Genomic DNA, 23,188 nt, shown 5'->3' on the forward strand with positions numbered 1-23,188 from the left:
CTTACCTTTTGGTAAGCTTTTTTTACTTGTAATATACTTAAAAATTTGATATACTATAACAGTTGCCACCCTTAGTGTAATGGATATCACGTAAGATTCCGGTTCTTGAGATGGGGGTTCGATTCCCTCAGGGTGGATGATTCATAACGAGGCTCCTAGGAGCCTTTTTTTCTCTTTCTTGGAGGAGCATGCAATGACAGTAAAATTAATCGCCCATACCTTGATTGAGAAAGACGGGAAGTATCTCCTTATCAAACGCTCGAAAATAAAGCGAGGTCTCCCTAATGTCTATCCATCTTATTGGGATATTCCAGGTGGAAGTGTAGAAGAGAATGAATTGCCCAGAGAGGCTGCTCTACGTGAGGCTATGGAGGAGGTTAATCCAAAGCTTCGGATTAATAAGATTATCCACGAAGATAGTCAATTTGATGCTAACAAAGATACTGTCTTTACACGCCTAGTTTATGCTGGCGAGATTTTGGAAGAGCGTGATTTTATATTAGATCCAGAAGAGCATACTGACTTTACATAGAGAGCAATCTCGTTGTGCCTTATTTGCTTGAAATTCTCGCTGACAAATCCAAATAAAGCAACTAAAAAACATCCCCTTTTAATAAGGAGATGTTTTTTTCTTAGTTTTTAGAAGCTTCTTGGAATTCAGGGTTTTTCCATGCTTCATCAATGATTGCTTGAAATTCATCAGCAGAAGCTTTCATTTTTTGTTGTTCCGCATCGTTCAATGGGATATTCACTGGACGTACAATACCGTGTGCACCTACGATGGCAGGTTGACCGATAAAGACGTTGCTAACACCATATTGACCTTCTTGGAATACAGAAAGTGGAAGTACTGCATTTTCATCATCAAGGATTGCTTTAGTGATACGAGCAAGGGCAACAGCGATACCGTAGTATGTAGCACCTTTTTTGTTGATGATGGTGTAAGCAGCATCACGAACACCTTCGAACAATTCGATCAATTCAGTTTCTTGAACGTTTTGAGTATCTTTAAGGAATTCTTCAAGGTTTACACCAGCGATGTTAGCGTGTGACCATACAGCGAATTCTGAGTCTCCATGTTCACCCATGATGTATGCGTGCACTGAACGAGCATCAACGTCCAATTTTTCAGCAAGGGCTTGACGGAAACGAGCTGAGTCAAGAGAAGTACCAGAACCGATAACGCGTTCTTTAGGGAATCCTGAGAATTTCCATGTAGAGTATGTCAAAACGTCAACTGGGTTAGCAGCTACAAGGAAGATACCGTTAAATCCTGATTCAATAACTTGTGTTACGATTGATTTGTTAATGGCAAGGTTTTTACCAACAAGATCAAGGCGAGTTTCACCTGGTTTTTGAGGAGCACCGGCAGTAATTACAACAAGGTCAGCGTCTGCACAGTCAGCGTACTCAGCCGCATAAATCTTCTTAGGTGAAGTGAAGGCAAGGGCGTGGCTAAGGTCAAGCGCATCTCCGACAGCTTTTTCGTGCAATTGAGGAATTTCGATAATTCCAAGCTCTTGTGCAATTCCTTGGTTGACAAGTGCAAAAGCGTAAGATGAACCTACGGCACCGTCACCGACAAGGATAACTTTTTTGTGTTGTTTAGTTGCAGTCATGAATCTAAACATCTCCTTCATTTTTTTTGAGATCATCTCTCATTCGTATTCATTTTACCACTTTTATAGATCTTTGTCATCTGATACAGTAAGAATCAGCGATGTAAACGTTTTTACGTTTGTGTTCCTAAGAAGAAAAATAGGCTAAAATGTGTTATAATAGTATGGTGAATTAAGTAAAGAGAGGCATTTTTTGAATGCAGGATAAGAATCTAATTGATGTGAATTTAACATCAGAAATGAAGACGAGTTTTATCGATTATGCCATGAGTGTTATCGTTGCTCGTGCCCTCCCTGATGTTCGTGATGGCTTAAAACCCGTTCACCGACGTATTTTGTACGGTATGAATGAATTGGGTGTCACGCCTGATAAACCGCATAAAAAGTCAGCCCGTATCACAGGGGATGTTATGGGTAAATACCACCCACACGGGGACTCCTCAATTTATGAAGCCATGGTTCGGATGGCGCAATGGTGGAGTTACCGTTACATGTTAGTGGATGGCCATGGTAACTTTGGTTCTATGGACGGTGATGGCGCCGCTGCACAACGGTATACCGAAGCTCGTATGAGTAAGATTGCTCTTGAAATGTTGCGGGATATCAACAAAAATACAGTTGATTTCGCTGATAACTATGATGCTAGCGAGCGTGAACCTTTGGTCTTACCTGCACGTTTCCCTAATCTTCTGGTCAATGGTGCTACTGGGATTGCCGTTGGGATGGCAACCAATATTCCACCACATAATCTGGGAGAAACCATTGATGCAGTGAAGCTCATGATGGATAATCCTGAGGTAACAACTCGTGAACTCATGGAGGTCCTTCCAGGGCCAGATTTCCCGACAGGTGCTCTCGTTATGGGGAAATCAGGGATCCATAAAGCCTATGAAACGGGTAAAGGTTCGATCGTTCTTCGTTCTCGTACCGAAATTGAGGAAACAAAGAGTGGCCGTGAACGGATTGTCGTTACTGAGTTCCCTTATATGGTCAATAAAACCAAGGTTCACGAGCATATCGTTCGCTTGGTCCAAGAAAAACGGATTGATGGCATTACAGCCGTACGTGATGAGTCTAACCGTGAAGGAGTTCGATTTGTCATCGAAGTAAGACGGGATGCTTCGGCTAACGTTATTTTGAACAACCTCTTTAAGATGACACAAATGCAAACCAACTTTGGTTTCAATATGTTGGCGATTCAAAATGGTGTTCCAAAAATTCTTTCTCTTCGCCAGATTTTAAGTTCTTATATTGAGCACCAAAAAGAAGTGGTGACTCGCCGGACCATCTTTGATAAAGAAAAAGCGGAAGCTCGTGCCCATATTTTAGAAGGCTTGCTTATTGCTTTGGATCACATTGATGAAGTAATCCGAATCATCCGCAATAGTCAGACAGACGCTGAAGCACAAGCTGAATTGATGTCTAAGTTTAAGCTCTCTGAACGTCAAAGTCAAGCCATTTTGGATATGCGTCTTCGTCGTTTGACCGGTTTGGAACGAGACAAGATCCAAAGTGAATACGATGATTTGGTTGCCTTGATTGCTGATTTGGCTGATATTTTGGCGAAACCAGGACGTGTGGCGACCATCATCAAGGAAGAATTGGAAGAAGTCAAACGCAAGTTTGGCGATGCTCGTCGAACTGAGTTGATGGTAGGGGAAGTTCTTTCTCTTGAAGATGAGGACTTGATTGAAGAAACAGATGTCTTAATTACCCTTTCTAATAAAGGATACATCAAACGCTTGGATCAAGCTGAATTTACGGCTCAAAAACGTGGTGGACGTGGGGTTCAAGGAACTGGTGTCAAAGATGATGACTTTGTTCGTGAATTGGTTTCTACGAGCACCCATGATCATTTGCTCTTCTTTACCAATAAGGGGCGTGTCTATCGTCTAAAAGGCTATGAGATTCCTGAATATGGCCGGACAGCTAAAGGATTGCCAATTGTCAATCTCCTAAAATTGGACGAAGGTGAATCGATTCAAACCATTATCAATGTGGAGCAAGATCGCAGTGATGAGGCTTATCTCTTCTTTACGACGCGACAAGGTTTGGTCAAGCGCACTAATGTAGCAGAATTTTCAAATATCCGTCAGAACGGTTTGAAAGCCCTGAACTTACGTGATGAGGATGAATTGATCAATGTCTTCCTTACAGATGGCAATACTGATGTCATTATCGGTACCAAATATGGATATTCAGTCCGCTTTAATGAGGCAGTAGTTCGGAATATGGGACGTTCTGCTACAGGTGTACGTGGTGTGAATCTCCGTGATGGAGACAAGGTTGTTGGGGCAAGTGTTATTACCGACCAGGACGAAGTATTGGTCATTACTGAAAAAGGGTATGGTAAGCGGACGATAGCTGGCGAATACCCAACCAAGGGCCGTGGTGGTAAAGGAATCAAAACAGCCAATATTACAGAGAAAAATGGTCCGTTAGCTGGTCTTTTAACCGTTAAAGGGGATGAAGATCTGATGATCATTACCGATACCGGAATTATGATCCGGACAGGTGTGGCTGACATTTCTCAAACGGGTCGTTCGACTCAGGGTGTGAAAGTCATGAGACTGGATCAGGATGCGAAAATTGTGACCTTTACAACTGTACAACCTGATGAAAAAGATGAAGAAGTAGTGGAAGAAAACGAATAGATAAGGGGACAGCATGTCACGCAAAAGAAAAAAGAAAAAGAGTTTACGTAATACTCTTATCAACATCGTTGCAACACTTTTGATTATTCTCTCGCTTCTCTTAATTTTCAATGCTCCGATCCGCAATATGATCATGGTTTGGCATACCAACCAATACCAGGTTAGCAAGGTCGATAAAAAAACCATTGACAAGAATAAAGAAGTGAAGACGAGCTTTGATTTTCAACATGTCCAGTCACTTTCGACGGAAGCAGTCATCAATGCCCAATGGCAAGCTCAAAAACTACCAGTAATTGGGGGGATTTCGATTCCTGAATTAAACATGAACCTTCCGATCTTTAAGGGACTTGAAAATGTAACCCTTTACTACGGAGCAGGGACCATGAAGGAAAACCAAATCATGGGGCAAGGCAATTATTCTCTTGCTAGTCACCACGTGTTTGGTCTAACTGGAGCAAATGCCATGTTATTCTCACCATTAGAGAAAGCCAAGGCGGGTATGAAGATCTACATCACGGATAAAGAAAAAATCTATACTTATGTCATCTCGTCTGTTGAGACAGTGACTCCAGACCGTGTAGATGTCATTCAAGATCGTGAAGGTGTCAATGAGATCACCTTGGTGACTTGTGAGGATGCTGCAGCGACTTACCGTACGATTGTAAAAGGAAATTTGGAAACCTCTGTTGACTATGACAAGGCTCCAAAAGACATCCTGGATTCATTCAGCAAGTCTTATAATCAAATGCAACTTTAAGAAAATAAAGCCCGAGACAGAAATGTTTGGGCTTTTTCTATGTAGGAAGCTAGGAGAAATTCTTGTAAAATTGTAAGAGATTGGTAATATAATGTAAGGAACTTGTCATAATATTGAGGGAAATTCAGTATATAATAAGAGGAGAAAGAGTATGATAAGGAGGTAGAATAGTGACAAAAGAGCGAATTTATCATCTCTTGCATCATTTCTATAATCTCTTAATAAATGATTTTCCACGAAATGGATTAATTACGAAAGGAATCTACGAAGTAGAGCAAGTCTACCAAACCTTAGAAGCCATTCCTCAGAGTCAGGAGTACTTGATCCGCTGTGAAATTCAACAGTTTTTAAAGGAGCTTGAACAAGTTCAAACAGGTTATCAGATCCGCTTTAATAAAGATGAAGTTTTGGTGTTAGAAGATTTGAGGCAAGAAATCGCTTGTAAAATATAAAATTTCCTCATTTTATCACTTTATTACGAATTAATAAGTGAGGAGGAAATTATGTACGACATATCATTTATCGGACCATCCTTGCTTCCTAGAGAACGCTTGGTTTCTGAAGGGGTGGACAAGCTGAGTCATCAAGAATTGTTAGCCATTCTCTTACGAACAGGCAATAAGAAGAATAGCGTTTATGAGATCGCACAAAGCCTTTTGAGCTCGGTGAATAGTTTAAAGGAGTTAGGACAATTAACGATAGAGGAGCTTCAGGAAATCTCTGGGATTGGTCGGGTTAAGGCCATCGAACTTCAGGCTGTGATTGAGTTTGGGCGAAGGATTCATAAAGATGAATTAATGAGTTCTGAACAAATCATGAGTAGTCAGAAATTGGCTCATAAAATACAACAGGAAATTGGCCATAAAAAACAGGAGCACCTGGTTGCCCTCTATTTGAATACACAGAATGAAATTATTCATCAACAGACGATATTTATTGGAACAGTGAATCGAAGTATCGCGGAGCCGCGTGAAATCCTGCATTATGCACTGAAGCACATGGCAACCTCCATTATCTTGGCTCACAATCATCCATCTGGTGCCGTATTCCCCAGTAAAAATGATGATGAAGTCACTCAGCGAGTCTTAGAGGCCTGTGAAGTAATGGGGTTGACCCTATTGGATCATTTGATTGTATCCGAAGAAAACTACTATAGTTATCGAGAAGAAACGGATTATTTGGTATAAAAAAGGTTGGAACCTTCTTGTTCCAACCTTTTTGTTGTTGAAGTATAAGTCTTTATTCTTCGTTTTTACGCATAAAATAAAGGAGTGTTTGCAATTCACTAGTAAGATCGACATATTGGACGACGACATCCTTAGGGACTGTCAGATGCACTGGCGAGAAACTGAGAATTCCCTTGACACCAGCATCTACCAAGAGGCTAGCAACTTCTTGAGCCTTAACACTTGGAACAGTTAGAATGGCTGTTTGAATGCCTTCTTGTTTGAGTTTCTCTTTAATAGATGAAATACCGTAAATAGGAATTCCGTCTTTACTTTTAGTATTGACCAGTTCGTGATCGTCTAGATCAAACGCCATGACAATTTTCATCTTATTGCGTTCATGGAAGCGATAGTTGAGGAGGGCACTTCCCATATTTCCGATCCCAACAATAGCGACATTAGTAATAGCATTATCATTTAAAAGATCTGCAAAGAAGTTCATCAGTTTTTTTACATCATAACCAAATCCACGTCTTCCTAATTCACCAAAATAAGAAAAATCTCGGCGAACAGTAGCAGAGTCAATCCCAATTGCATCCGCAATTTGCTTGGAATTGGCGCGCTCTATTTTTTCAGAGTTAAAGCGTTTAAAAATGCGGTAGTATAGCGATAAGCGTTTTGCTGTTGCGCGTGGAATTGGAGTATTTTTATCATGTTTCACAATATCACAACCTTTCCCTCTTATTGTATAGGAAGATTGTGAAAAAATCAACTATCTAGAACGCTTTTTCAAAAATATTTTTGTCTAAAGAAAAAGCTGATGGCGATGGAGAGTTCCATCAGCATCAGCTTAGTTTTCAGCTTGCTCTACCTTTTTCAAAAAAGCATAGAGTCCATCGACCCTCCCCTTATAGGGGAGTTTTTCACCCTTGTATTCAATGGAAACAATTGAGTAAGAGTCAGGCAGGGTTACACAGCCTGAAAAGGCTAGGATGCAGGCTGCGAGGTCGGGATAAGTAGTCGTTCGCTCTACTTGGTAAGCGTCGATATAAGTTAGGGTTACCATATTAGACCTCTGTTTTGTTGAAAATTTCTCTTTCGACAAGACTATCCATTAGGAAATAAAATTTTTGTTGGATAATGTCATTTTCTGAATTTTTAAAGATATTAACCAGACGAAGTCCAGACTTGTCTGTAATATTGATTTTAAAACCTGTAAGGTCTTTGTTGAAAATAATTTTAAGCAAGAAGCCTTCACCGCTATTTGGAACAGCTTCGAGCAAACGATTTAACTCGTAATTTCCAACTTTTGTGACAGCAAATGTATTGTCACGTAAGGTATATTTTTTAACATTTGGGTGTAGACTATAGGTATATTTGCAGTCTTTCAATGAAACACTTGTTTCAAAAGCCATATTGTTCTCCTATGATAAAATTTCTTTAAGTTTTGCGAGGAAGTCTTGAACCTCCTCTACGGTATTGAGTTCTGAAAAACTAATTCGAAGGGATTCTTTCAAGCGTGAGCTATCTTTTCCATAGAGTGCCTCTAGGACATGGCTGGGTTGAACTGTACCAGCGGTACAAGCAGATCCTGTAGAGACAGATATTCCAGCTAGGTCCAGTCTCATCAGCAAGACATCGTTTTGGACGCCTGGGAAGCCAAGATTCCAAACAAATGGAAGATGATCGTCACTCGCATTTACGTAGTAGTCGTAGGCTGCTAAACCATTAACTAGTTCTTGACCGAGTTTTTGAACCTGGTTGAAATTTTCTTCTTGATGAAGTGTAGCTTGCTGAAGCGCGGTTGCCATCCCTACAATTGAAATGAGATTTTCCGTGCTGGCTCTCATCTTACTTTCCTGATCCCCACCATGGATGAGATTATCAAAATCTGGTACGGCTGCATAAAGGAAGCCGACTCCCTTTGGTCCGTGGAATTTGTGGGCAGAAGCACTGAGAAAATCAATTCCCAACTCTTCGGGATAGACAGGGACCTTTCCGATTGCTTGGACCGCATCAACGTGAAAGGCAGCTGGATGATCTTTTAAGAGTTCTCCGATTTCTTTAATCGGTAGAAGATCGCCTGTCTCGTTATTGGCAAACATGGTAGAGACAAGAATGGTATCCGGTCTAAGAGCCGCCTTGATATCACTAGCCTGAATGCGTCCATCTCTTGGTTGGACGATCGTAACTTCAAATCCGAAACGTTCTACAAGATATTCGATGGGTTCAAGAACCGCATGGTGTTCCAAAGCGGTCGTAATGATGTGTTTGCCATCTGCTTGGTGTTTCAAGCAGTAGCCTTTTATAACGGTATTATTACTTTCTGATCCACCTGAAGTGAAGAAAATACGATTTGGAAGAGTATGGAGAGACTGAGCAATTTGCTCGCGAGATTCTCGGAGAAGTTTACTAGCCATCCGTCCATGAGCATGAAGGCTCGATGGATTTCCAAAAGTGGTCTTCATAGTTTCAGACATTTTATCAATGACTTCAGGTAGAAGGGGAGTTGTTGCGGCATTATCAAAATATATCACATTAAGACCTTATTTCTTATGGTAGGCAAATAGAGGACTAACAGGTTTTCTTTCTTGAATGCGAACAATAGCTTCAGCGATCAGTTCGCTAGCTGTCAGATAGTTAATATTTTTTGGTGTTGGTCCTTTTGGAGCAACAGAATCGGTTACTAAGATTTCTTTGATCGGAGCTTGATCTAATAATTCAACAGCACCTTTAACAAATAAACCATGGCTTGAAACAGCATAAATTTCAGTAGCTCCTTCGCGTTCAACGATTTTCGCAGCTTCTGAGAATGTCTTACCAGTATTGAGGATATCGTCAATCAAGATCGCTTTCTTATCTTTGACATCGCCGATAATATAGCCATAATCACGGTTCGCATCATCTTGCTCGTAATCGATGATCGCAATCGGTGCATCAAGATATTCAGCTAAACTACGAGCCCGTTTAACACCTGAGTTTTTAGGGCTGACGACTACAACATCAGGACCAGTTAGACCTTTGTTGATGTAGTGTTCTGCAAAAAGAGGAATGGTAAAGAGGTTATCCACGGCAATATCGAAGAAACCTTGGACTTGCACTGCATGGAGATCCAGAGTGACGACACGATCCACCCCAGCTTTGACCAACATATTTGCGACAAGCTTAGCAGTAATTGGTTCGCGAGGAGCAGCAGTCCGGTCTTGGCGGGCATAACCGAAGTAAGGCATGACCACATTGACAGTATTTGCGCTGGCCCGTTGGCAAGCATCCACCATAATTAAGAGTTCCATCAAGTGATTGTTGACAGGGAAACTGGTTGATTGAATGATATAAATATCATATCCACGAACACTTTCCTCAATATTGACTTGGATTTCACCATCTGAGAATTGACGGGATGAAATTTTCCCAAGTGGAACCCCAGCATGATCCGCGATTTTTTGCGCAATCTCTGGATTTGAATTGAGAGAGAAGAGCTTCATATTTTTTTTATCTGACATGTGATTCCAACCTCATTTAGATTTTTGATCTTAGCACTATTTTAGCAAAAATTTGCGATAATTTCAGCTATTTTACAATCTTTCAGCCAATCTGGCGATTTTATTTTTTGCTGCTTTGTAGACGATTCCATGCTCTTTGATGAACTGATGGAAATTTTCTTCCTGTTCAGCAGTTTCGACCTCGATTTCTAATTCATAATCTTCAGTGTCTAGATAGAGACTGTGGTCTAGTGCCACCAAGCCTGCAGCTGTTTCTTTTTCGAAGCGTTCTGTTGTAAGGCTTCCCCAGACAGCGAGATGCTCAACGGGGATTTCTTTAGAGATCAAGAGGTTTTTGATTTCTCCGTCAGGAAACTGTTGGTGTTGAAGGATCGCGTCAGTTTCTTCTGGGCTGAGGTTTTGATTGTACTCGAAATGGCCAACTGCTTCAGGAACCTTGAGAGTCAATTCAGCCTGATCTGTGAAAGTACGCACCCGCAAAGCCATTTTTTCCTTACGCATGAGCTGGTCGGGGGTATCGATATAGTGATTGGTTTGGACAACCAATTCTGTATCAGCAAAAAGTGGAAGGAGGGATTGGTATTCCTCCTTGTCTAGCAAGGTTTTGTATTCAATTTCTAAATGGTTCATTTTGTAGTCCTTTGCTTTTTTTCGAAAGCGATTCATGATATAATAGGAGATGTGTTTATTGTATACAAAAATGGTTCAGATTACAAGGTGGTAGGATGGCAATTGATTGGGAAAACTTCTTAGATCCATATATCCAAGCAGTTGGGGAATTAAAAATCAAACTGCGTGGGATTCGTAAGCAATATCGTAAACAGCAAAAGCATTCTCCAATTGAGTTTGTCACAGGACGGGTCAAACCGATTGAGAGCATCCGTGAAAAGATGATCCGAAGAAATATTTCTGAAGAAAATCTGGCTCAGGATATGCAAGATATTGCTGGTCTTCGCATCATGGTCCAGTTTGTGGATGACGTCGAAGAGATCCTAGAGGTTCTGAGACAACGGCAGGATATGCGCGTGGTCCAAGAGCGAGATTACATCCGCCACAAGAAATCAAGTGGCTACCGGAGTTACCACGTTGTGGTCGAGTACCCGGTCGATACCATTGATGGAAATGAAACGATCTTAGCAGAGATTCAAATTCGGACCTTGTCCATGAATTTTTGGGCAACCATTGAACACTCGCTTAATTATAAATATAAAGGAGACTTTCCAGACGAGATCAAAAAACGCTTAGAGACGACAGCAAACCTGGCCTATCTCTTGGATGAAGAGATGGGGGCAATTCGGGATGCGATTCAGGAGGCTCAAGCCCTGTTTGATCCACTTCATCGTAAGTTAAATGATGGCGTTGGAAATAGTGATGACACAGATGAAGACTACAGGTAAAAAAGTATCCATTATTCGCAATCGAAAGCGTCAAAGTGAAGAGGTTTTTCAGCAATTGCGCTACAAACTTCGGAAAAATAATTTTATTTTGACGGAGAAGCACCCGGATATTGTGATTTCCATTGGTGGTGATGGGATGTTGCTATCAGCCTTTCACAAGTATGAACACCAGTTGGATCGGGTACGATTTGTTGGCGTCCATACCGGACACTTAGGATTCTATACGGATTACTTGGATAGTGAAATTGATAAGCTAGTTGAGAATTTAAAGTATGATACAGGGGCTAAAGTTTCCTACCCTATTTTGAATGCCAAGATTACTTTTGACAATGGGGAAACCCGTACCATGAGAGCCTTGAACGAAGCAACGATTAAGAGAAGCGACCGGACCATGGTTGCCGATCTTACCATCAATGGAGTGGATTTTGAGCGCTTCAGAGGAGACGGGATTACTGTTTCGACTCCTACAGGAAGTACGGCTTATAACAAATCCTTGGGAGGAGCCGTTCTTCACCCGACCATTGAGGCGTTGCAGATTGCGGAGATTGCTAGTCTCAACAATCGTGTCTATCGGACTTTGGGTTCTTCTGTCATTGTCCCTAAAAAGGATAAGATCGAGATTACACCGACGAGACCTGGCTTCCACATTATCTCTGTTGACAATTCAACTTATTCCTATCGCAACATTGCAAAGGTGGAGTACCAGATTGACAACCATAAGATTCATTTTGTGGCAAGTTCCAGTCATACCAGTTTCTGGAATCGGGTCAAGGATGCCTTTATCGGAGATGATAGGGAATGAGATTTGAATTCATTGTCGATGAGCATGTCAAGGTTAAGACCTTCCTGAAAAAGCATGAGGTTTCTAAGGGCCTCTTAGCAAAGATCAAGTTTCGTGGTGGCCAGATCCTTGTCAATGGACGTCCGGAGAATGCAGTTTATTTGTTGGATATTGGGGATCACTTGGTCATAGACATTCCAGCAGAAGAAGGTTTTGAAACCCTAAAACCTATCGATCGACCTTTGGATATTTTGTTCGAAGATGATCATTTTTTGGTCTTAAACAAACCTTTTGGCATCGCCTCGATTCCAAGTGCGATTCATTCTAATACCTTGGCAAATTTTGTAAAAGGCTATTATGTGAAGCAAGGCTATGAGAACCAGCAGGTCCACATTGTCACTCGCCTGGATAAGGATACTAGTGGCGTTATGCTCTTTGCCAAACATGGCTATGCCCATGCCCGTTTAGATAAGCAATTGCAATCCAAAACGATTCAGAAACGCTATTACGCCTTGGTCAAGGGATCTGGGAAGCTTGATCCTGTCGGAGAAATTATTGCTCCGATTGCGCGTGATGAAGAGTCGATCATTACTCGAAAGGTCGCTAAGGGTGGCAAGTATGCTCATACTAGCTACCAGGTTGTTCAATCTTTTGGTGATATTCACCTTGTGGATATTCAGTTACACACAGGTCGGACTCATCAGATCCGCGTTCATTTTTCCTATATTGGTTTTCCACTTTTGGGAGATGATCTCTATGGCGGAAGTCTAGAAGATGGCATTGAACGTCAAGCACTCCATTGCCACCGTCTATCCTATTATCACCCATTTCTAGAGGAAGAGTTGGTCATAGAAAGTCCACTGCCTCCAGATTTTCAAGCTGTATTAACTCAGCTTCAAACAAGTTATTAATTATTAAAAGGAGTAAAACTCATGGAAGTTTTTGAAAATCTCAAAGCCAACCTCGTTGGTAAGAATGCTCGTATTGTGTTACCAGAAGGGGAAGAACCTCGTATTCTGCAAGCAGCGAAACGCATTGTTAAAGAAACAGACGTAACACCTGTCTTGCTTGGTAATCCAGATAAGATTCGTATTTATCTTGAAATTGAAGGAGTCTTGGATGGATACGAAGTCATCGACCCGCATTCTTACTCAGGTTTTGAAGAGATGGTAGCTTCCTTAGTTGAGCGCCGTAAGGGTAAAATGACAGATGAAGAGGCACGTCAAATTTTGAAAGACGATGTCAACTACTTTGGTGTCATGTTGGTACATTTGGGAATCGTTGATGGGATGGTGTCAGGTGCCATTCACTCAACAGCTGCAACTGTTCGTCCTGCCCTCCAAATCATCAAAACTCGTCCAAATGTCAAACGAACCTCAGGTGCCTTCCTCATGGTACGCGGAACTGAACGCTACTTGTTTGGGGACTGTGCCATCAATATCAATCCAGACGCTGAAGGCTTGGCTGAAATTGCCATCAACTCTGCTATCACAGCCAAGATGTTTGGAATTGATCCAAAAATTGCCATGTTGAGCTATTCAACCAAAGGTTCTGGTTTCGGTGAAAGTGTTGATAAAGTAGTGGAAGCAACTAAGCTTGCGCATGAACTTCGTCCAGACCTTGAAATTGATGGAGAATTGCAATTTGATGCAGCCTTTGTCCCAGCAACTGCAGCCCTGAAAGCTCCAGGAAGCAAGGTGGCAGGGCAAGCCAATGTCTTTATCTTCCCGGGTATTGAAGCAGGTAACATTGGATACAAGATGGCTGAACGTTTGGGTGGCTTTGCAGCGGTAGGTCCTGTCTTGCAAGGGTTGAACAAACCAGTGAACGACCTCTCTCGTGGATGTAATTCAGATGACGTGTACAAATTGACCTTGATTACAGCAGCACAAGCAGTAGAACAATAAGAGTGATTGAAAGGCTCAGGATGATCTTGAGCCTTTTTCTTTATAAAATCAGAATTTCTAAACTCTAAGCCGTTCTATGGTATACTAGGAATATGTTAGATTTAAAAGATTACGGGATTATCATGTGGGAGGAGGAAAAAATTGCTTCTTTCCGAGAAAAGTTATTAGCCTGGTATGATGCCAATAAACGGGATCTCCCCTGGAGAAGGACGCAAGATCCTTATAAAATATGGATCTCAGAAATTATGCTCCAGCAGACACGTGTCGATACGGTTATTCCTTATTATGAGCGTTTTTTAGACTGGTTTCCGACGGTCGCTGATTTGGTTCAAGCTCCTGAAGAAAGGCTCTTAAAAGCTTGGGAAGGCTTGGGGTATTACTCACGTGTCCGCAATATGCAGAAAGCTGCCCAGCAGATCATGGATAACCACGGAGGAGTGTTTCCATCAAGTTATGAGGCTATCTCTCAACTGAAGGGAATTGGGCCTTATACTGCTGGTGCCATTGCGAGTATTGCTTTTGGTTTGCCAGAGCCGGCTGTGGATGGCAATGTCATGCGTGTTCTAGCCCGCTTGTTTGAGGTGGACTACGATATTGGAGTCCCGACCAATCGCAAGATTTTCCAAGCCATGATGGAGATCTTGATTGATCCAGATCGTCCTGGTGATTTCAATCAGGCTTTGATGGATTTGGGATCAGATATTGAATCCCCAGTCAACCCGCGGCCGGAAGAGAGTCCTGTCAAGGATTTTAGCGCGGCCTATCAACATGGGACCATGGATCGTTATCCCATCAAGACTCCAAAGAAGAAACCGGTACCTGTCTATCTTACAGCCTTTATTATTAAGGATAGTCAAGGGCGCTACTTACTGGAGAAAAATGAGCGAGAAGGGCTTTTATCAGGTTTCTGGCATTTTCCTTTGATCGAAGTGGAAAGCCTATCTGAGAACCTAGGCCAATTATCTCTATTGGATGGGCAGGGGCATGCAGAAGTCAACCCAGAAACTCTTTCCTTTGAACAGGACTATGATTTGGTCATTGATTGGCAGGACAGATCGTATCCTATTGTCCAGCATGTCTTTTCACATCGCAAGTGGCAGGTTCAGATTCGATACGGCCTAGTAAAAGAAGGAGAGCAACCAACAAGCGAATCGACTGTTTGGTTAACACCAGAAGAATTTTCGGACTATCCTTTTGCTAAACCTCAGCAGAAGATTTGGACAACTTTTACGGAAAATGAAAATTAGCTAGAGAATGATCTCTAGCTAATTTTTTTATAAATGAGCGAATGCTTTGATTTCTTCTTCGGACATGGATGAGTCGCAACGAACACTGACTTCTCCGGATTCAACATGTAAAAATCCAGGAACAGTTGGGATACCGTAAGTTGAGCGGAAGGCTTGTAATGCGTCTAGCTGATTTGTTTCTTCACTATTAATAAAATAGATATGAGCTTTTGTTTCAGCAACGACAGTTGCTAATTTAGCAGCGAATTTACGACAGTAAGGACAAGTTTTGCGTCCAATAAAGAAGGTTGCTGTTTCTTTTTGGTCGATGGCTTCTTGCGCACGCGCAACAGTGGTTACTTCAAGATCTTTAATATCTTCTAAAAATTGTTCCATGAGATTACCTCGCTTTCTTATAAATCTAGTATGCCATAAAGGGCGAAAAAATGCTGTATTTTGATACGAAAAAAAGATGAGATTGGTCGATCTCATCTTTTGTAGTTGCTTATTTTACAAAGGCATTGATTTCAGCTTCGATATTCGCAATTTTTTCTTTAGCATCTGCTTCAGATTCACCAACTGTAGCGATGTAGAATTTGATTTTTGGTTCTGTACCTGAAGGACGAACAGCAAACCATGAATCGTCAGCCAAGATGTATTTCAATACGTTACTTGGAGGAGTTGTTAATTTTTCAACGCCGTCAGCAGTAGTAGCAGTTTGTTCCAAGAAGTCTTCTGTCTTAGCAATGTCTGTGTTATTGAATTGTTTAGGAGCATTGCCACGGAATTTATCCATGATTTTCTTGATTTCAGCAGCCCCATCCACACCTGAAAGGGTAACAGAGATAGTCTTTTCTGCGAAGTAGCCGTACTGTTTATAGATTTCTTCGATACCATCTGCCAAAGTCATACCACGTGAGCGGTAGTAAGCTGCGATTTCAGCAACGATAAGAACGGCTTGGATAGCATCTTTGTCACGTACGAATGGTTTGATGAGGTAACCGAAGCTTTCTTCAAAACCAAGCATGTAAGTATGATTATGTTGTGTTTCAAATTCATGAATCTTTTCACCGATAAATTTGAAACCAGTCAAGACGTTAAACATCGTTGCGCCGTAGCTTTCTGCAATCTTAGTCACCAACTCAGTGGATACGATGGATTTGCAGAGGGCAGCATTTTCAGGAAGCGTACCAGCTGTTTTGTGAGCTTCAAGAATATATTTAGCAATAATCGCTCCGATTTGGTTACCAGAAAGGTTGAGGTAAGAACCGTCTGGTTGGCGGATTTCAACACCAAGACGGTCAGCATCTGGGTCAGTTGCAACCAATACATCAGCGTCTACTTTGCGGCCAAGTTCTTCAGCAAGAGCAAAGGCTGCTTGACTTTCTGGGTTAGGAGATTTAACAGTTGAGAAGTCTGCATCAGGAATTGCTTGAGCTTCAACAACTTGAACTGCTTCAAATCCAGCTTGTGCAAGAGCACGACGAGCCAACATTTCACCTGTACCATGAAGTGGCGTGTAGACAATCTTCATATCACGACCATACTCATTGATCAAGTTTTGGTTGATGTTAACGCCTTTCACTTCTTTCAAATATTCAGCGTCGACGTTTTCACCGATAACTTCAATCAAGCCGTTAGCTTTGCTTTCTTCAAGATCAGCCAATTGAACAGTAAATGGATTTTCGATCGCACGGATGTAATCTGTCAATGCATCCGCATCTGCAGGTGGCATTTGTCCACCGTCTTCACCGTATACTTTGTATCCGTTAAATGGAGCAGGGTTGTGGCTAGCTGTTACCATGATCCCAGCAAATGTGTGGAGGTGACGAACAGCAAATGACAATTCAGGTGTTGGACGTAGGCTTTCAAATACATACGATTTGATCCCATGAGCAGCCAAAACTTGAGCAGATTCAAAAGCGAACTCAGGAGAGAAGTGACGGCTGTCATAAGCAATGGCAACTCCACGTTTTTTAGCTTCTTCCCCTTTTGATTCGATCAATTGGGCCAATCCTTCAGTGGCTTGGCGAACAACATAGATATTAATACGGTTGGTACCAGCACCGATTAACCCACGCATACCAGCTGTACCGAATTCAAGATTGGTATAGAAGGCATCCTCTTTTGTTTTTTCATCCATTGCGACCAACTCATCACGAAGGTAAGCTGGTAATTCAGCAAAGTCGAGCCATTTTTGGTAGTTTTCTTGATAGGTCATGCAAGCGTCTCCTTTTTGCGTTATATTTAATCGCTTTCATTATAGCAGATTTTTTCAGAAAATTCTAGCTATAATTGTAAATCTTTTCAAAAATAATAAACATTTAACCATTAAAAAAGCCAAGACGAATCTGTCTTGACTTGGAAGATTATTTTAATTTTTCAAGAGATGGAACGACTGCACTGGTAATGAGTACTGTTGCAATGACTTCGATGAGTGAGTTAGTAGACACAATCAAGCCAAGGAAATTTCGAATTCCCCCTCCAAAACTGTTACCAAAGAAGAAGTAGATTCCGCTTAAAACGAATACAGTATTGGTCATAGAACCGATCATCCCAGCTACCATAAGTCCTGTACGATTGTGGATCCAGCGATAGACGAAGTAAGGGGTTACCCCGATGAGAATACGCGGTACTAAAGCAATGAGAAGGGAGTAGAGATTTCCGTGAGGGACAAAGGGACTAAAGAGATAGCTTGCTGGGGTTAAAACCAGTGTATTCATGGTGAGGCTAAAGAGTCCCATAAGTAATCCTAAAGTGGCTCCAATTCGTGGCCCGTAAATAATGGAGGCAATCACAACAGGAATATGAACCAAGGTTGGTTGAATACCTGATGGAACAAATTGCAGAATGAAGGACGTCACAAAGTGAATAGTGATCATAACCGCAAAAAAGATGGCAATTCGTGAAATAGAAGATGATTTTCTCATAAACAATGCTCCTTAACAGTTTCTACAATAGTTTCTACAGACGCTAGAGCTCCAGACCCTTTGTACCCACAAGCAAGTAGAGCTTCACGAGGTTGGATAATCTGGTAACCATAGTCTTGTAAGAGTTTTAGATTTCGTTGGGTAGCTGGGTGTTCCAGCATTTTTGTATTCATAGCGGGGGCTAGTAATTTTTTTGTGGTCTGAGGCAAGGCTAGAGCTGTGCTTGTGACCATATTATCTGCAAGTCCTATGGCCAATTTAGCAATCGTATTGGCACTAGCCGGTGCGACAAGAAAGAGGTCAGTTTCTTTCCCAATGTCGATGTGCTCGATCCGCTGTGGATCGTCTTCCACCATAACATCTAGCCCTACTGGATTTTTTGAAAGAACTTGCAAGGTTAAAGGGGTGATAAATTTTTGGGCTGAAGGAGTCATGAGGATCTTCACTTCAAATCCCAATTTGGTTAGTTGGCTGGTAATATCAGCAGCCTTATAGGCGGAAATACTACCGGTAACAGCTAAAGTAATTTGTGTCATATGTACCTTTTTATTTGATATAACGTAGGATAGCCTCTGCAATTTCTGTTTTCGTAGAAGCTTCTAGGACCTGATCGTCTGTCACTAGATAGGCTTGATGCTGACCGTTTTGAATCTTGGTCAGATCGTTAGCAACGATCATGCTGGCATGATTTTTAACCAGGCTTTCACGTGCTACCTGGATCAACTCTTCAGAAGAAACGTCGACTAAAAGCTTAAAGCCGATCAGTTGAATCGCAGAATTCCATTCTTTGACGAGCGATATAATCTTAGGATTTTTCTTTAAGAAGAGCACCTGATATTCTTCTTTCGAAGAGATTTTGGTTTCGTGATTTTCGCGATGGAAAAAGGTATGAAGATCCTGAGCGTTCTCAACTTCATCAAGGCCTGTCATGTAAACAGGTGTGTAGTCTGAGACGGCCATAGCATGGATTAATACCTGGTGACAAGGAACTTCCTTTTTCATTTGAGAGAGAAGTTCCTCAACATTGTTGATCAAAATAAGCCGAAGTTGGGGATGCGCTTCTGGTTTCAGAGCAGAAGGAGTTGAAATCAGAGTGACTTGGTGACCTTTGGCCAGAGCAGTTTCTGTAAGGATTTTTCCAAGACTTCCAGTTGAATGATTGGTGATGGAGCGAACCCGATCGATTGCTTCGCTAGTACCACCGGATGTAATTAAAATATGCATACGCTTATTTTACAAAAAAAAAATACATAAGTAAAGGTTTGAAAGGATTAAAAGGTGGTGTCTAATACAAATGATATCGTTTTATTTTTGTGAAGCCAAAAACAGAGCTTCCCGCCACCACTATTGATTTGGCTTGGTGTTTTGATTTAAAATAGATGATTTCTTAAAAAGGTACATGAAAGACGAACGTTGAAAGAAATATATGCTAAAACAGTGCTATTTTAGCGAATTTTGAGTATAATAGACATATCAAATATAAAGGAGTGTTCCCTTATGAAAACAGATATCGAAATTGCTCAAAGTATTGAACTTCAACCGATTGTGGACGTTGTGAAGAAGATCGGTTTGGACAACGATGATCTTGAATTGTATGGAAAATATAAGGCGAAATTAAGTTTCGATAAAATTCGTGAAGTTGAGAAAAATCCTGTAGGGAAGCTCATCTTAGTTACTGCGATTAACCCAACTCCAGCTGGAGAAGGGAAATCCACCATTACCATTGGTCTAGCAGATGCTTTAAATAAGATCGGTAAAAAAACGATGATTGCGATTCGCGAACCATCTTTAGGCCCAGTTATGGGGATTAAAGGCGGTGCTGCGGGAGGAGGTTATGCCCAAGTTTTACCGATGGAAGACATCAACCTTCATTTCACAGGGGATATGCATGCCATCACAACGGCTAATAATGCTCTTTCCGCTTTGATTGACAATCATTTGCATCAAGGAAATGAGCTCGGTATTGACCAACGTCGCATTATCTGGAAACGGGTAGTGGATTTGAACGACCGCGCTCTTCGTCATGTTTCTGTCGGTCTTGGCGGTCCTTTAAACGGAATTCCGCGCGAAGATGGTTTTGATATTACGGTTGCTTCCGAGATTATGGCCATCCTTTGCTTGGCGACAGATATTGAAGATTTGAAACGTCGCTTAGCCAATATCGTGATTGGTTACCGCTATGACCGTAGTCCAGTCTATGTCCGTGATTTAGAAGTGGAAGGGGCTCTTGCCTTGATCCTCAAAGATGCGATCAAGCCAAACTTGGTTCAAACCATCTATGGAACGCCTGCCTTTGTTCACGGTGGTCCATTTGCCAATATTGCCCATGGATGTAACTCTGTACTAGCAACGACGACAGCACTTCACTTAGCTGATTATACAGTAACTGAGGCAGGCTTTGGTGCAGACCTTGGTGCTGAGAAATTCCTTGATATCAAGACTCCAAACTTGCCAACATCTCCAGACGCAGTAGTGATTGTTGCAACCCTTCGTGCTCTTAAGATGAATGGTGGAGTAGCTAAGGATGCATTGACTGAAGAAAATGTAGAAGCTGTTCGTGCTGGTTTTGCCAACTTGAAACGTCACGTTGAAAATATCCGTAAGTTTGGTATTCCAGCAGTGGTTGCCATCAATGAATTTATCACAGATACAGAAGCAGAAATTGCTGCTTTGAAAGAATTGTGTGCTGAAATTGAGGTACCAGTGGAGCTTGCAAGTGTATGGGCGAATGGTGCGGACGGTGGAGTTGACCTTGCTGAAACCTTGGTTCAAACCATCGAAACAAGTCCAGCTACCTACACACGCTTGTATGATAACAACCTTTCTGTAGAAGAAAAAATTGAAAAAATTGTGACGGAAATTTACCGTGGTAGCAAGGTAAACTTTGAGAAGAAAGCTAAGACACAAATTGCCCAAATCGTGAAAAATGGTTGGGATAAGTTGCCAATCTGTATGGCCAAAACACAATATAGCTTCTCCGATAATCCAAACGCCTTGGGAGCTCCGGAAAACTTTGAAATCACTATCCGTGAAGTGGTTCCAAAGTTGGGGGCAGGCTTTATTGTCGCTTTGACTGGGGATGTGATGACCATGCCCGGTTTACCAAAACGTCCAGCTGCTCTGAATATGGATGTGGCTGCTGATGGTACAGCGATCGGCTTGTTCTAATAGACGCCTGATGACAAAAAACAACTTCTGTTCAAAAGAGCAGAAGTTGTTTTATTATGTACTCGTAACATGTTATGATGCAAGAAGCTGATGACTGGCTTTGTGGTAGGTAAACCAAAGTTGAAGGGTCATTGGAACCCAAATCAAGGGTTCGCAAAGAATGACTCCTATATAGCCTGTATAGGGAATAATCAGGAGAACAAAGAGAATTTTTCCTGTTAACTCGATAAAGCTAGAAATCAAAGGGGTCAATTTTCGGCCGATACCTTGGAGGGAATTCCCTAAAATCAAGAGGCATCCTAAGACCGGATAGAAGCAGGAGCTGATCTGCAGATAAAGACTGGCATTTGCGATTAATTTAGGATCGCTAGATCCAGATATGAGGCTTGTAAAGAAGGGGCTTGTAAAGAAGAGGAAAACTGCAACAAAAATGGACCAAATAAGAGAGATGAGACAAGCTTGTTTAACACCTTTTTGAATGCGTCGGAATTGTTTGGCACCAAAGTTTTGAGAGGTAAAGGTCGTCATACTTGTAGAAATAGCAGCCATTGGCAGAAGGGCAAAGGACATGATCCGGCGGGCTGAGATTTGAGCACTAATGATGGTCATTCCAAGCTTGTTGATAGCTGATTGTAAGATGACGGTTCCAATAGAGACAATCGAAGACATGAGACCCATTGTCAGTCCTTGGCTAATCAAATCCTGATACAGCCTTTGATCCCAGACAAAATCTTTTCGACTTGGTAAAAGAAAAGGGACCTTTTTGCGGATATAAAAGAAACAAAGAAGTGCAGAGAAGCTTTGAGCAATAATAGTCGCAATTCCAGCAGATTGGACTCCGAGATGGAGTTGGGTAATAAAATATAGATCGAGAAGAATATTGAGAATGGCAGCGATAATCAGGAAGTAGAGTGCCGCTAAGCTATCGCCAACCGCTCTCAGAAGTCCGGCGCAAAGATTATAGGCAAAGGTCACAGCCACACCATTAACAATGGTGGAAATATAAAGATAGGACTGAGCTAGAATAGCTGATGGGGTCCCTAAAAACTGGAGCAGCGGATAAAGTCCGACAGCACCAATGAAGATCACAAGGAGACTGAGGATGCCGCCAATAACAGCAGTTGCTGCAACTGATTTTCGTAATTGGTCTTCGTTTTTGGCTCCATAATTTCTCGCAATAATAATGCCCATTCCATTTCCAACACCGATAGCAAAACCAACGATCAAATCAAAAATAGCAGAGGTTGCTCCAACGGCAGCCAATGATTTTTGACCTAGAAAACGCCCCACAATCATAACATCCGAGGTATTGTAGAGTTGTTGAAATATATTGGACAAAAGAATAGGAAAGGCAAAACTTAAAAGAGCGGGTAAAATAGGACCATCTATGAGGTCCACACGTTGAATTCTTTTCATAGTGCCATTATACCAACTTCAGTAACTGGCGACAAGCATCGATTGTTGAATCCCCTTACATTTTTTGATATAATCGTGTCAGAAAAGGAGGCCATATGAGCTTAACGAGCCAATTAATCACTGAAACGTTTCCAGATCTGGATAAGGTTGAAAGGCTGAATATCGAAGCATTTCCAGAAGAAGAGCGTGTTCCTTTGTCAGAATTTTTACGCTATACGGACAATGACGATGCCAATTTCTTTGCTTTTTATAACGAGGAAGAATTTGTCGGATTTGCTTTTTCAATCTATAATCAGAAAGCTTTTTATGTCAGTTTTTTTGCCATTATGCCACATTTAAGAAGCCACGGATATGGTCAAGAAATCATTGAAAAATTGGTGGAATTTTACCAAAGGACCATGATTCTTGAAGTGGAACGTTTAGATGAAGAATGCGACAATATAGAGCAACGTCAGTCTCGGATGGATTTCTATAAGCGAAATGGATTTAAAACTGCTAATGCCTTTTTAGAATACGACGGACTTAGCTTTGAAATTCTCTATCGAGGCGATCAATTTGATGAAGAGGCTTATCGGGACATCTTCCATAAACTGCAGGCAGAGAATTACTTTGATTTCCGTATTGAATACCGACGCTTTAGTGATCATTAGACATGATATAAAAA

At 41.5% G+C, this 23,188-nt stretch carries 24 protein-coding genes, 1 tRNA gene and 1 pseudogene; 13 read left to right on the forward strand and 13 right to left on the reverse strand.

Translation table 11 applies throughout. The annotated features are described in order from the left end of the window. Positions 1 to 65: 65 nt before the first annotated feature. Positions 66 to 137: transfer RNA gene (locus tag AB5Y61_RS00895), tRNA-Arg, on the forward strand. Positions 138 to 193: 56 nt separating this feature from the next. Next, positions 194 to 588 (forward strand): annotated as a pseudogene (locus AB5Y61_RS00900) (NUDIX hydrolase). Positions 589 to 632: 44 nt separating this feature from the next. On the opposite strand, the gene AB5Y61_RS00905 reads toward AB5Y61_RS00900, so the two are convergent. Next, complete coding sequence (locus tag AB5Y61_RS00905; protein WP_368402662.1) at positions 633 to 1,619, reverse strand: L-lactate dehydrogenase; 987 nt, start codon at positions 1,617 to 1,619, stop codon at positions 633 to 635. Positions 1,620 to 1,816: 197 nt separating this feature from the next. On the opposite strand from AB5Y61_RS00905, the gene gyrA reads away from it, so the two are divergent. The 4 genes from gyrA to radC all read left to right on the forward strand — a co-directional run bounded on the left by gyrA (position 1,817) and on the right by radC (position 6,217). After that, positions 1,817 to 4,273, forward strand: a complete 2,457-nt coding sequence (gene gyrA / locus AB5Y61_RS00910) for a DNA gyrase subunit A (RefSeq protein WP_368402663.1) — start codon at positions 1,817 to 1,819, stop codon at positions 4,271 to 4,273. A 13-nt stretch (positions 4,274 to 4,286) separates the two neighbouring features. Beyond that, the gene (locus tag AB5Y61_RS00915) at positions 4,287 to 5,030 is read left to right on the forward strand and encodes a class A sortase (protein ID WP_368402665.1); all 744 of its coding nucleotides are present in this window, start codon (positions 4,287 to 4,289) and stop codon (positions 5,028 to 5,030) included. 170 nt (positions 5,031 to 5,200) lie between these two features. After that, positions 5,201 to 5,482, forward strand: coding sequence for a porphobilinogen deaminase (locus tag AB5Y61_RS00920; RefSeq protein ID WP_368402667.1), 282 nt, complete (start codon positions 5,201 to 5,203; stop codon positions 5,480 to 5,482). 51 nt (positions 5,483 to 5,533) lie between these two features. Further along, positions 5,534 to 6,217, forward strand: coding sequence for a RadC family protein (radC, locus tag AB5Y61_RS00925; RefSeq protein ID WP_368402668.1), 684 nt, complete (start codon positions 5,534 to 5,536; stop codon positions 6,215 to 6,217). A 52-nt stretch (positions 6,218 to 6,269) separates the two neighbouring features. On the opposite strand, the gene AB5Y61_RS00930 is transcribed toward radC, so the two are convergent. The 6 genes from AB5Y61_RS00930 to AB5Y61_RS00955 form a co-directional block, all read right to left on the reverse strand. Further along, on the reverse strand, positions 6,270 to 6,917 hold the full coding sequence (locus AB5Y61_RS00930; protein WP_003015147.1) for a redox-sensing transcriptional repressor Rex: 648 nt from the start codon (positions 6,915 to 6,917) through the stop codon (positions 6,270 to 6,272). 129 nt (positions 6,918 to 7,046) lie between these two features. Next, the gene (locus tag AB5Y61_RS00935; protein ID WP_298617545.1) at positions 7,047 to 7,262 is read right to left on the reverse strand and encodes a DUF4649 family protein; all 216 of its coding nucleotides are present in this window, start codon (positions 7,260 to 7,262) and stop codon (positions 7,047 to 7,049) included. Between the two features lies 1 nt (position 7,263). Next, positions 7,264 to 7,611, reverse strand: a complete 348-nt coding sequence (locus AB5Y61_RS00940) for a DUF1831 domain-containing protein (protein ID WP_368402669.1) — start codon at positions 7,609 to 7,611, stop codon at positions 7,264 to 7,266. Positions 7,612 to 7,620: 9 nt separating this feature from the next. Further along, positions 7,621 to 8,733, reverse strand: coding sequence for a cysteine desulfurase family protein (locus AB5Y61_RS00945; RefSeq protein ID WP_368402670.1), 1,113 nt, complete (start codon positions 8,731 to 8,733; stop codon positions 7,621 to 7,623). Between the two features lie 9 nt (positions 8,734 to 8,742). Next, positions 8,743 to 9,699, reverse strand: a complete 957-nt coding sequence (locus AB5Y61_RS00950) for a ribose-phosphate diphosphokinase (RefSeq protein ID WP_070661397.1) — start codon at positions 9,697 to 9,699, stop codon at positions 8,743 to 8,745. A 72-nt stretch (positions 9,700 to 9,771) separates the two neighbouring features. After that, a complete protein-coding gene (locus AB5Y61_RS00955) occupies positions 9,772 to 10,329 on the reverse strand; it encodes a CYTH domain-containing protein (RefSeq protein ID WP_155124926.1) in 558 nt (185 codons plus the stop codon). Between the two features lie 95 nt (positions 10,330 to 10,424). On the opposite strand from AB5Y61_RS00955, the gene AB5Y61_RS00960 reads away from it, so the two are divergent. The 5 genes from AB5Y61_RS00960 to mutY all read left to right on the forward strand — a co-directional run bounded on the left by AB5Y61_RS00960 (position 10,425) and on the right by mutY (position 15,031). Next, the gene (locus AB5Y61_RS00960; protein WP_023918039.1) at positions 10,425 to 11,096 is read left to right on the forward strand and encodes a GTP pyrophosphokinase; all 672 of its coding nucleotides are present in this window, start codon (positions 10,425 to 10,427) and stop codon (positions 11,094 to 11,096) included. Next, the gene (locus tag AB5Y61_RS00965; protein ID WP_368402730.1) at positions 11,080 to 11,898 is read left to right on the forward strand and encodes an NAD kinase; all 819 of its coding nucleotides are present in this window, start codon (positions 11,080 to 11,082) and stop codon (positions 11,896 to 11,898) included. Before AB5Y61_RS00960 ends, AB5Y61_RS00965 begins: the two co-directional genes overlap by 17 nt. Then, positions 11,895 to 12,788 carry an RluA family pseudouridine synthase gene (locus tag AB5Y61_RS00970; RefSeq protein ID WP_368402671.1) on the forward strand — a complete coding sequence of 298 codons (894 nt, stop codon included), beginning with the start codon at positions 11,895 to 11,897 and terminating at the stop codon, positions 12,786 to 12,788. Before AB5Y61_RS00965 ends, AB5Y61_RS00970 begins: the two co-directional genes overlap by 4 nt. 21 nt (positions 12,789 to 12,809) lie before the next feature. Beyond that, on the forward strand, positions 12,810 to 13,784 hold the full coding sequence (gene pta, locus AB5Y61_RS00975; RefSeq protein WP_368402672.1) for a phosphate acetyltransferase: 975 nt from the start codon (positions 12,810 to 12,812) through the stop codon (positions 13,782 to 13,784). A gap of 92 nt (positions 13,785 to 13,876) precedes the next feature. After that, positions 13,877 to 15,031: an A/G-specific adenine glycosylase gene (mutY, locus tag AB5Y61_RS00980; protein ID WP_368402673.1), complete on the forward strand. Its 1,155-nt coding sequence runs from the start codon at positions 13,877 to 13,879 to the stop codon at positions 15,029 to 15,031. Between the two features lie 27 nt (positions 15,032 to 15,058). On the opposite strand, the gene AB5Y61_RS00985 is transcribed toward mutY, so the two are convergent. The 5 genes from AB5Y61_RS00985 to AB5Y61_RS01005 form a co-directional block, all read right to left on the reverse strand. Beyond that, entirely contained in the window at positions 15,059 to 15,406 is a 348-nt protein-coding gene (locus AB5Y61_RS00985) for a thioredoxin (RefSeq protein ID WP_368402675.1), read from the reverse strand. Positions 15,407 to 15,515: 109 nt separating this feature from the next. Next, the gene (locus tag AB5Y61_RS00990) at positions 15,516 to 17,231 is read right to left on the reverse strand and encodes a phospho-sugar mutase (protein WP_368402677.1); all 1,716 of its coding nucleotides are present in this window, start codon (positions 17,229 to 17,231) and stop codon (positions 15,516 to 15,518) included. A gap of 148 nt (positions 17,232 to 17,379) precedes the next feature. Then, positions 17,380 to 17,940 (reverse strand): ECF transporter S component, encoded by a 561-nt coding sequence (locus tag AB5Y61_RS00995; protein WP_368402679.1) that lies wholly within the window; start codon positions 17,938 to 17,940, stop codon positions 17,380 to 17,382. Further along, the gene (gene coaC, locus AB5Y61_RS01000) at positions 17,937 to 18,476 is read right to left on the reverse strand and encodes a phosphopantothenoylcysteine decarboxylase (RefSeq protein ID WP_368402681.1); all 540 of its coding nucleotides are present in this window, start codon (positions 18,474 to 18,476) and stop codon (positions 17,937 to 17,939) included. Before coaC ends, AB5Y61_RS00995 begins: the two co-directional genes overlap by 4 nt. 10 nt (positions 18,477 to 18,486) lie before the next feature. Next, the gene (locus tag AB5Y61_RS01005) at positions 18,487 to 19,164 is read right to left on the reverse strand and encodes a phosphopantothenate--cysteine ligase (RefSeq protein ID WP_368402683.1); all 678 of its coding nucleotides are present in this window, start codon (positions 19,162 to 19,164) and stop codon (positions 18,487 to 18,489) included. A 273-nt stretch (positions 19,165 to 19,437) separates the two neighbouring features. Between AB5Y61_RS01005 and AB5Y61_RS01010 the strand changes: the two genes are divergently transcribed. Then, positions 19,438 to 21,108: a formate--tetrahydrofolate ligase gene (locus AB5Y61_RS01010; RefSeq protein WP_368402685.1), complete on the forward strand. Its 1,671-nt coding sequence runs from the start codon at positions 19,438 to 19,440 to the stop codon at positions 21,106 to 21,108. Positions 21,109 to 21,180: 72 nt separating this feature from the next. On the opposite strand, the gene AB5Y61_RS01015 is transcribed toward AB5Y61_RS01010, so the two are convergent. Next, positions 21,181 to 22,524, reverse strand: coding sequence for an MATE family efflux transporter (locus AB5Y61_RS01015; protein ID WP_368402687.1), 1,344 nt, complete (start codon positions 22,522 to 22,524; stop codon positions 21,181 to 21,183). Positions 22,525 to 22,619: 95 nt separating this feature from the next. Between AB5Y61_RS01015 and AB5Y61_RS01020 the strand changes: the two genes are divergently transcribed. Continuing rightward, positions 22,620 to 23,174 carry a GNAT family N-acetyltransferase gene (locus AB5Y61_RS01020; RefSeq protein ID WP_049497917.1) on the forward strand — a complete coding sequence of 185 codons (555 nt, stop codon included), beginning with the start codon at positions 22,620 to 22,622 and terminating at the stop codon, positions 23,172 to 23,174. Positions 23,175 to 23,188: the final 14 nt, after the last annotated feature.

Source organism: Streptococcus parasanguinis (assembly GCF_040908565.1).
In the GTDB taxonomy this organism is placed as follows: domain Bacteria; phylum Bacillota; class Bacilli; order Lactobacillales; family Streptococcaceae; genus Streptococcus; species Streptococcus parasanguinis_AC.

Bases quoted from the DNA above. Each gene is read 5' to 3' on its own strand.
- AB5Y61_RS00905 (WP_368402662.1), bottom strand. From the start codon at position 1,619: ATGACTGCAACTAAACAACACAAAAAAGTTATCCTTGTCGGTGACGGT.
- gyrA (WP_368402663.1), top strand. From the start codon at position 1,817: ATGCAGGATAAGAATCTAATTGATGTGAATTTAACATCAGAAATGAAG.
- AB5Y61_RS00915 (WP_368402665.1), top strand. From the start codon at position 4,287: ATGTCACGCAAAAGAAAAAAGAAAAAGAGTTTACGTAATACTCTTATC.
- radC (WP_368402668.1), top strand. From the start codon at position 5,534: ATGTACGACATATCATTTATCGGACCATCCTTGCTTCCTAGAGAACGC.
- AB5Y61_RS00935 (WP_298617545.1), bottom strand. From the start codon at position 7,262: ATGGTAACCCTAACTTATATCGACGCTTACCAAGTAGAGCGAACGACT.
- AB5Y61_RS00940 (WP_368402669.1), bottom strand. From the start codon at position 7,611: ATGGCTTTTGAAACAAGTGTTTCATTGAAAGACTGCAAATATACCTAT.
- AB5Y61_RS00950 (WP_070661397.1), bottom strand. From the start codon at position 9,699: ATGTCAGATAAAAAAAATATGAAGCTCTTCTCTCTCAATTCAAATCCA.
- AB5Y61_RS00955 (WP_155124926.1), bottom strand. From the start codon at position 10,329: ATGAACCATTTAGAAATTGAATACAAAACCTTGCTAGACAAGGAGGAA.
- AB5Y61_RS00960 (WP_023918039.1), top strand. From the start codon at position 10,425: ATGGCAATTGATTGGGAAAACTTCTTAGATCCATATATCCAAGCAGTT.
- AB5Y61_RS00965 (WP_368402730.1), top strand. From the start codon at position 11,080: ATGAAGACTACAGGTAAAAAAGTATCCATTATTCGCAATCGAAAGCGT.
- AB5Y61_RS00970 (WP_368402671.1), top strand. From the start codon at position 11,895: ATGAGATTTGAATTCATTGTCGATGAGCATGTCAAGGTTAAGACCTTC.
- pta (WP_368402672.1), top strand. From the start codon at position 12,810: ATGGAAGTTTTTGAAAATCTCAAAGCCAACCTCGTTGGTAAGAATGCT.
- mutY (WP_368402673.1), top strand. From the start codon at position 13,877: ATGTTAGATTTAAAAGATTACGGGATTATCATGTGGGAGGAGGAAAAA.
- AB5Y61_RS00985 (WP_368402675.1), bottom strand. From the start codon at position 15,406: ATGGAACAATTTTTAGAAGATATTAAAGATCTTGAAGTAACCACTGTT.
- AB5Y61_RS00990 (WP_368402677.1), bottom strand. From the start codon at position 17,231: ATGACCTATCAAGAAAACTACCAAAAATGGCTCGACTTTGCTGAATTA.
- AB5Y61_RS00995 (WP_368402679.1), bottom strand. From the start codon at position 17,940: ATGAGAAAATCATCTTCTATTTCACGAATTGCCATCTTTTTTGCGGTT.
- coaC (WP_368402681.1), bottom strand. From the start codon at position 18,476: ATGACACAAATTACTTTAGCTGTTACCGGTAGTATTTCCGCCTATAAG.
- AB5Y61_RS01005 (WP_368402683.1), bottom strand. From the start codon at position 19,164: ATGCATATTTTAATTACATCCGGTGGTACTAGCGAAGCAATCGATCGG.
- AB5Y61_RS01010 (WP_368402685.1), top strand. From the start codon at position 19,438: ATGAAAACAGATATCGAAATTGCTCAAAGTATTGAACTTCAACCGATT.
- AB5Y61_RS01015 (WP_368402687.1), bottom strand. From the start codon at position 22,524: ATGAAAAGAATTCAACGTGTGGACCTCATAGATGGTCCTATTTTACCC.
- AB5Y61_RS01020 (WP_049497917.1), top strand. From the start codon at position 22,620: ATGAGCTTAACGAGCCAATTAATCACTGAAACGTTTCCAGATCTGGAT.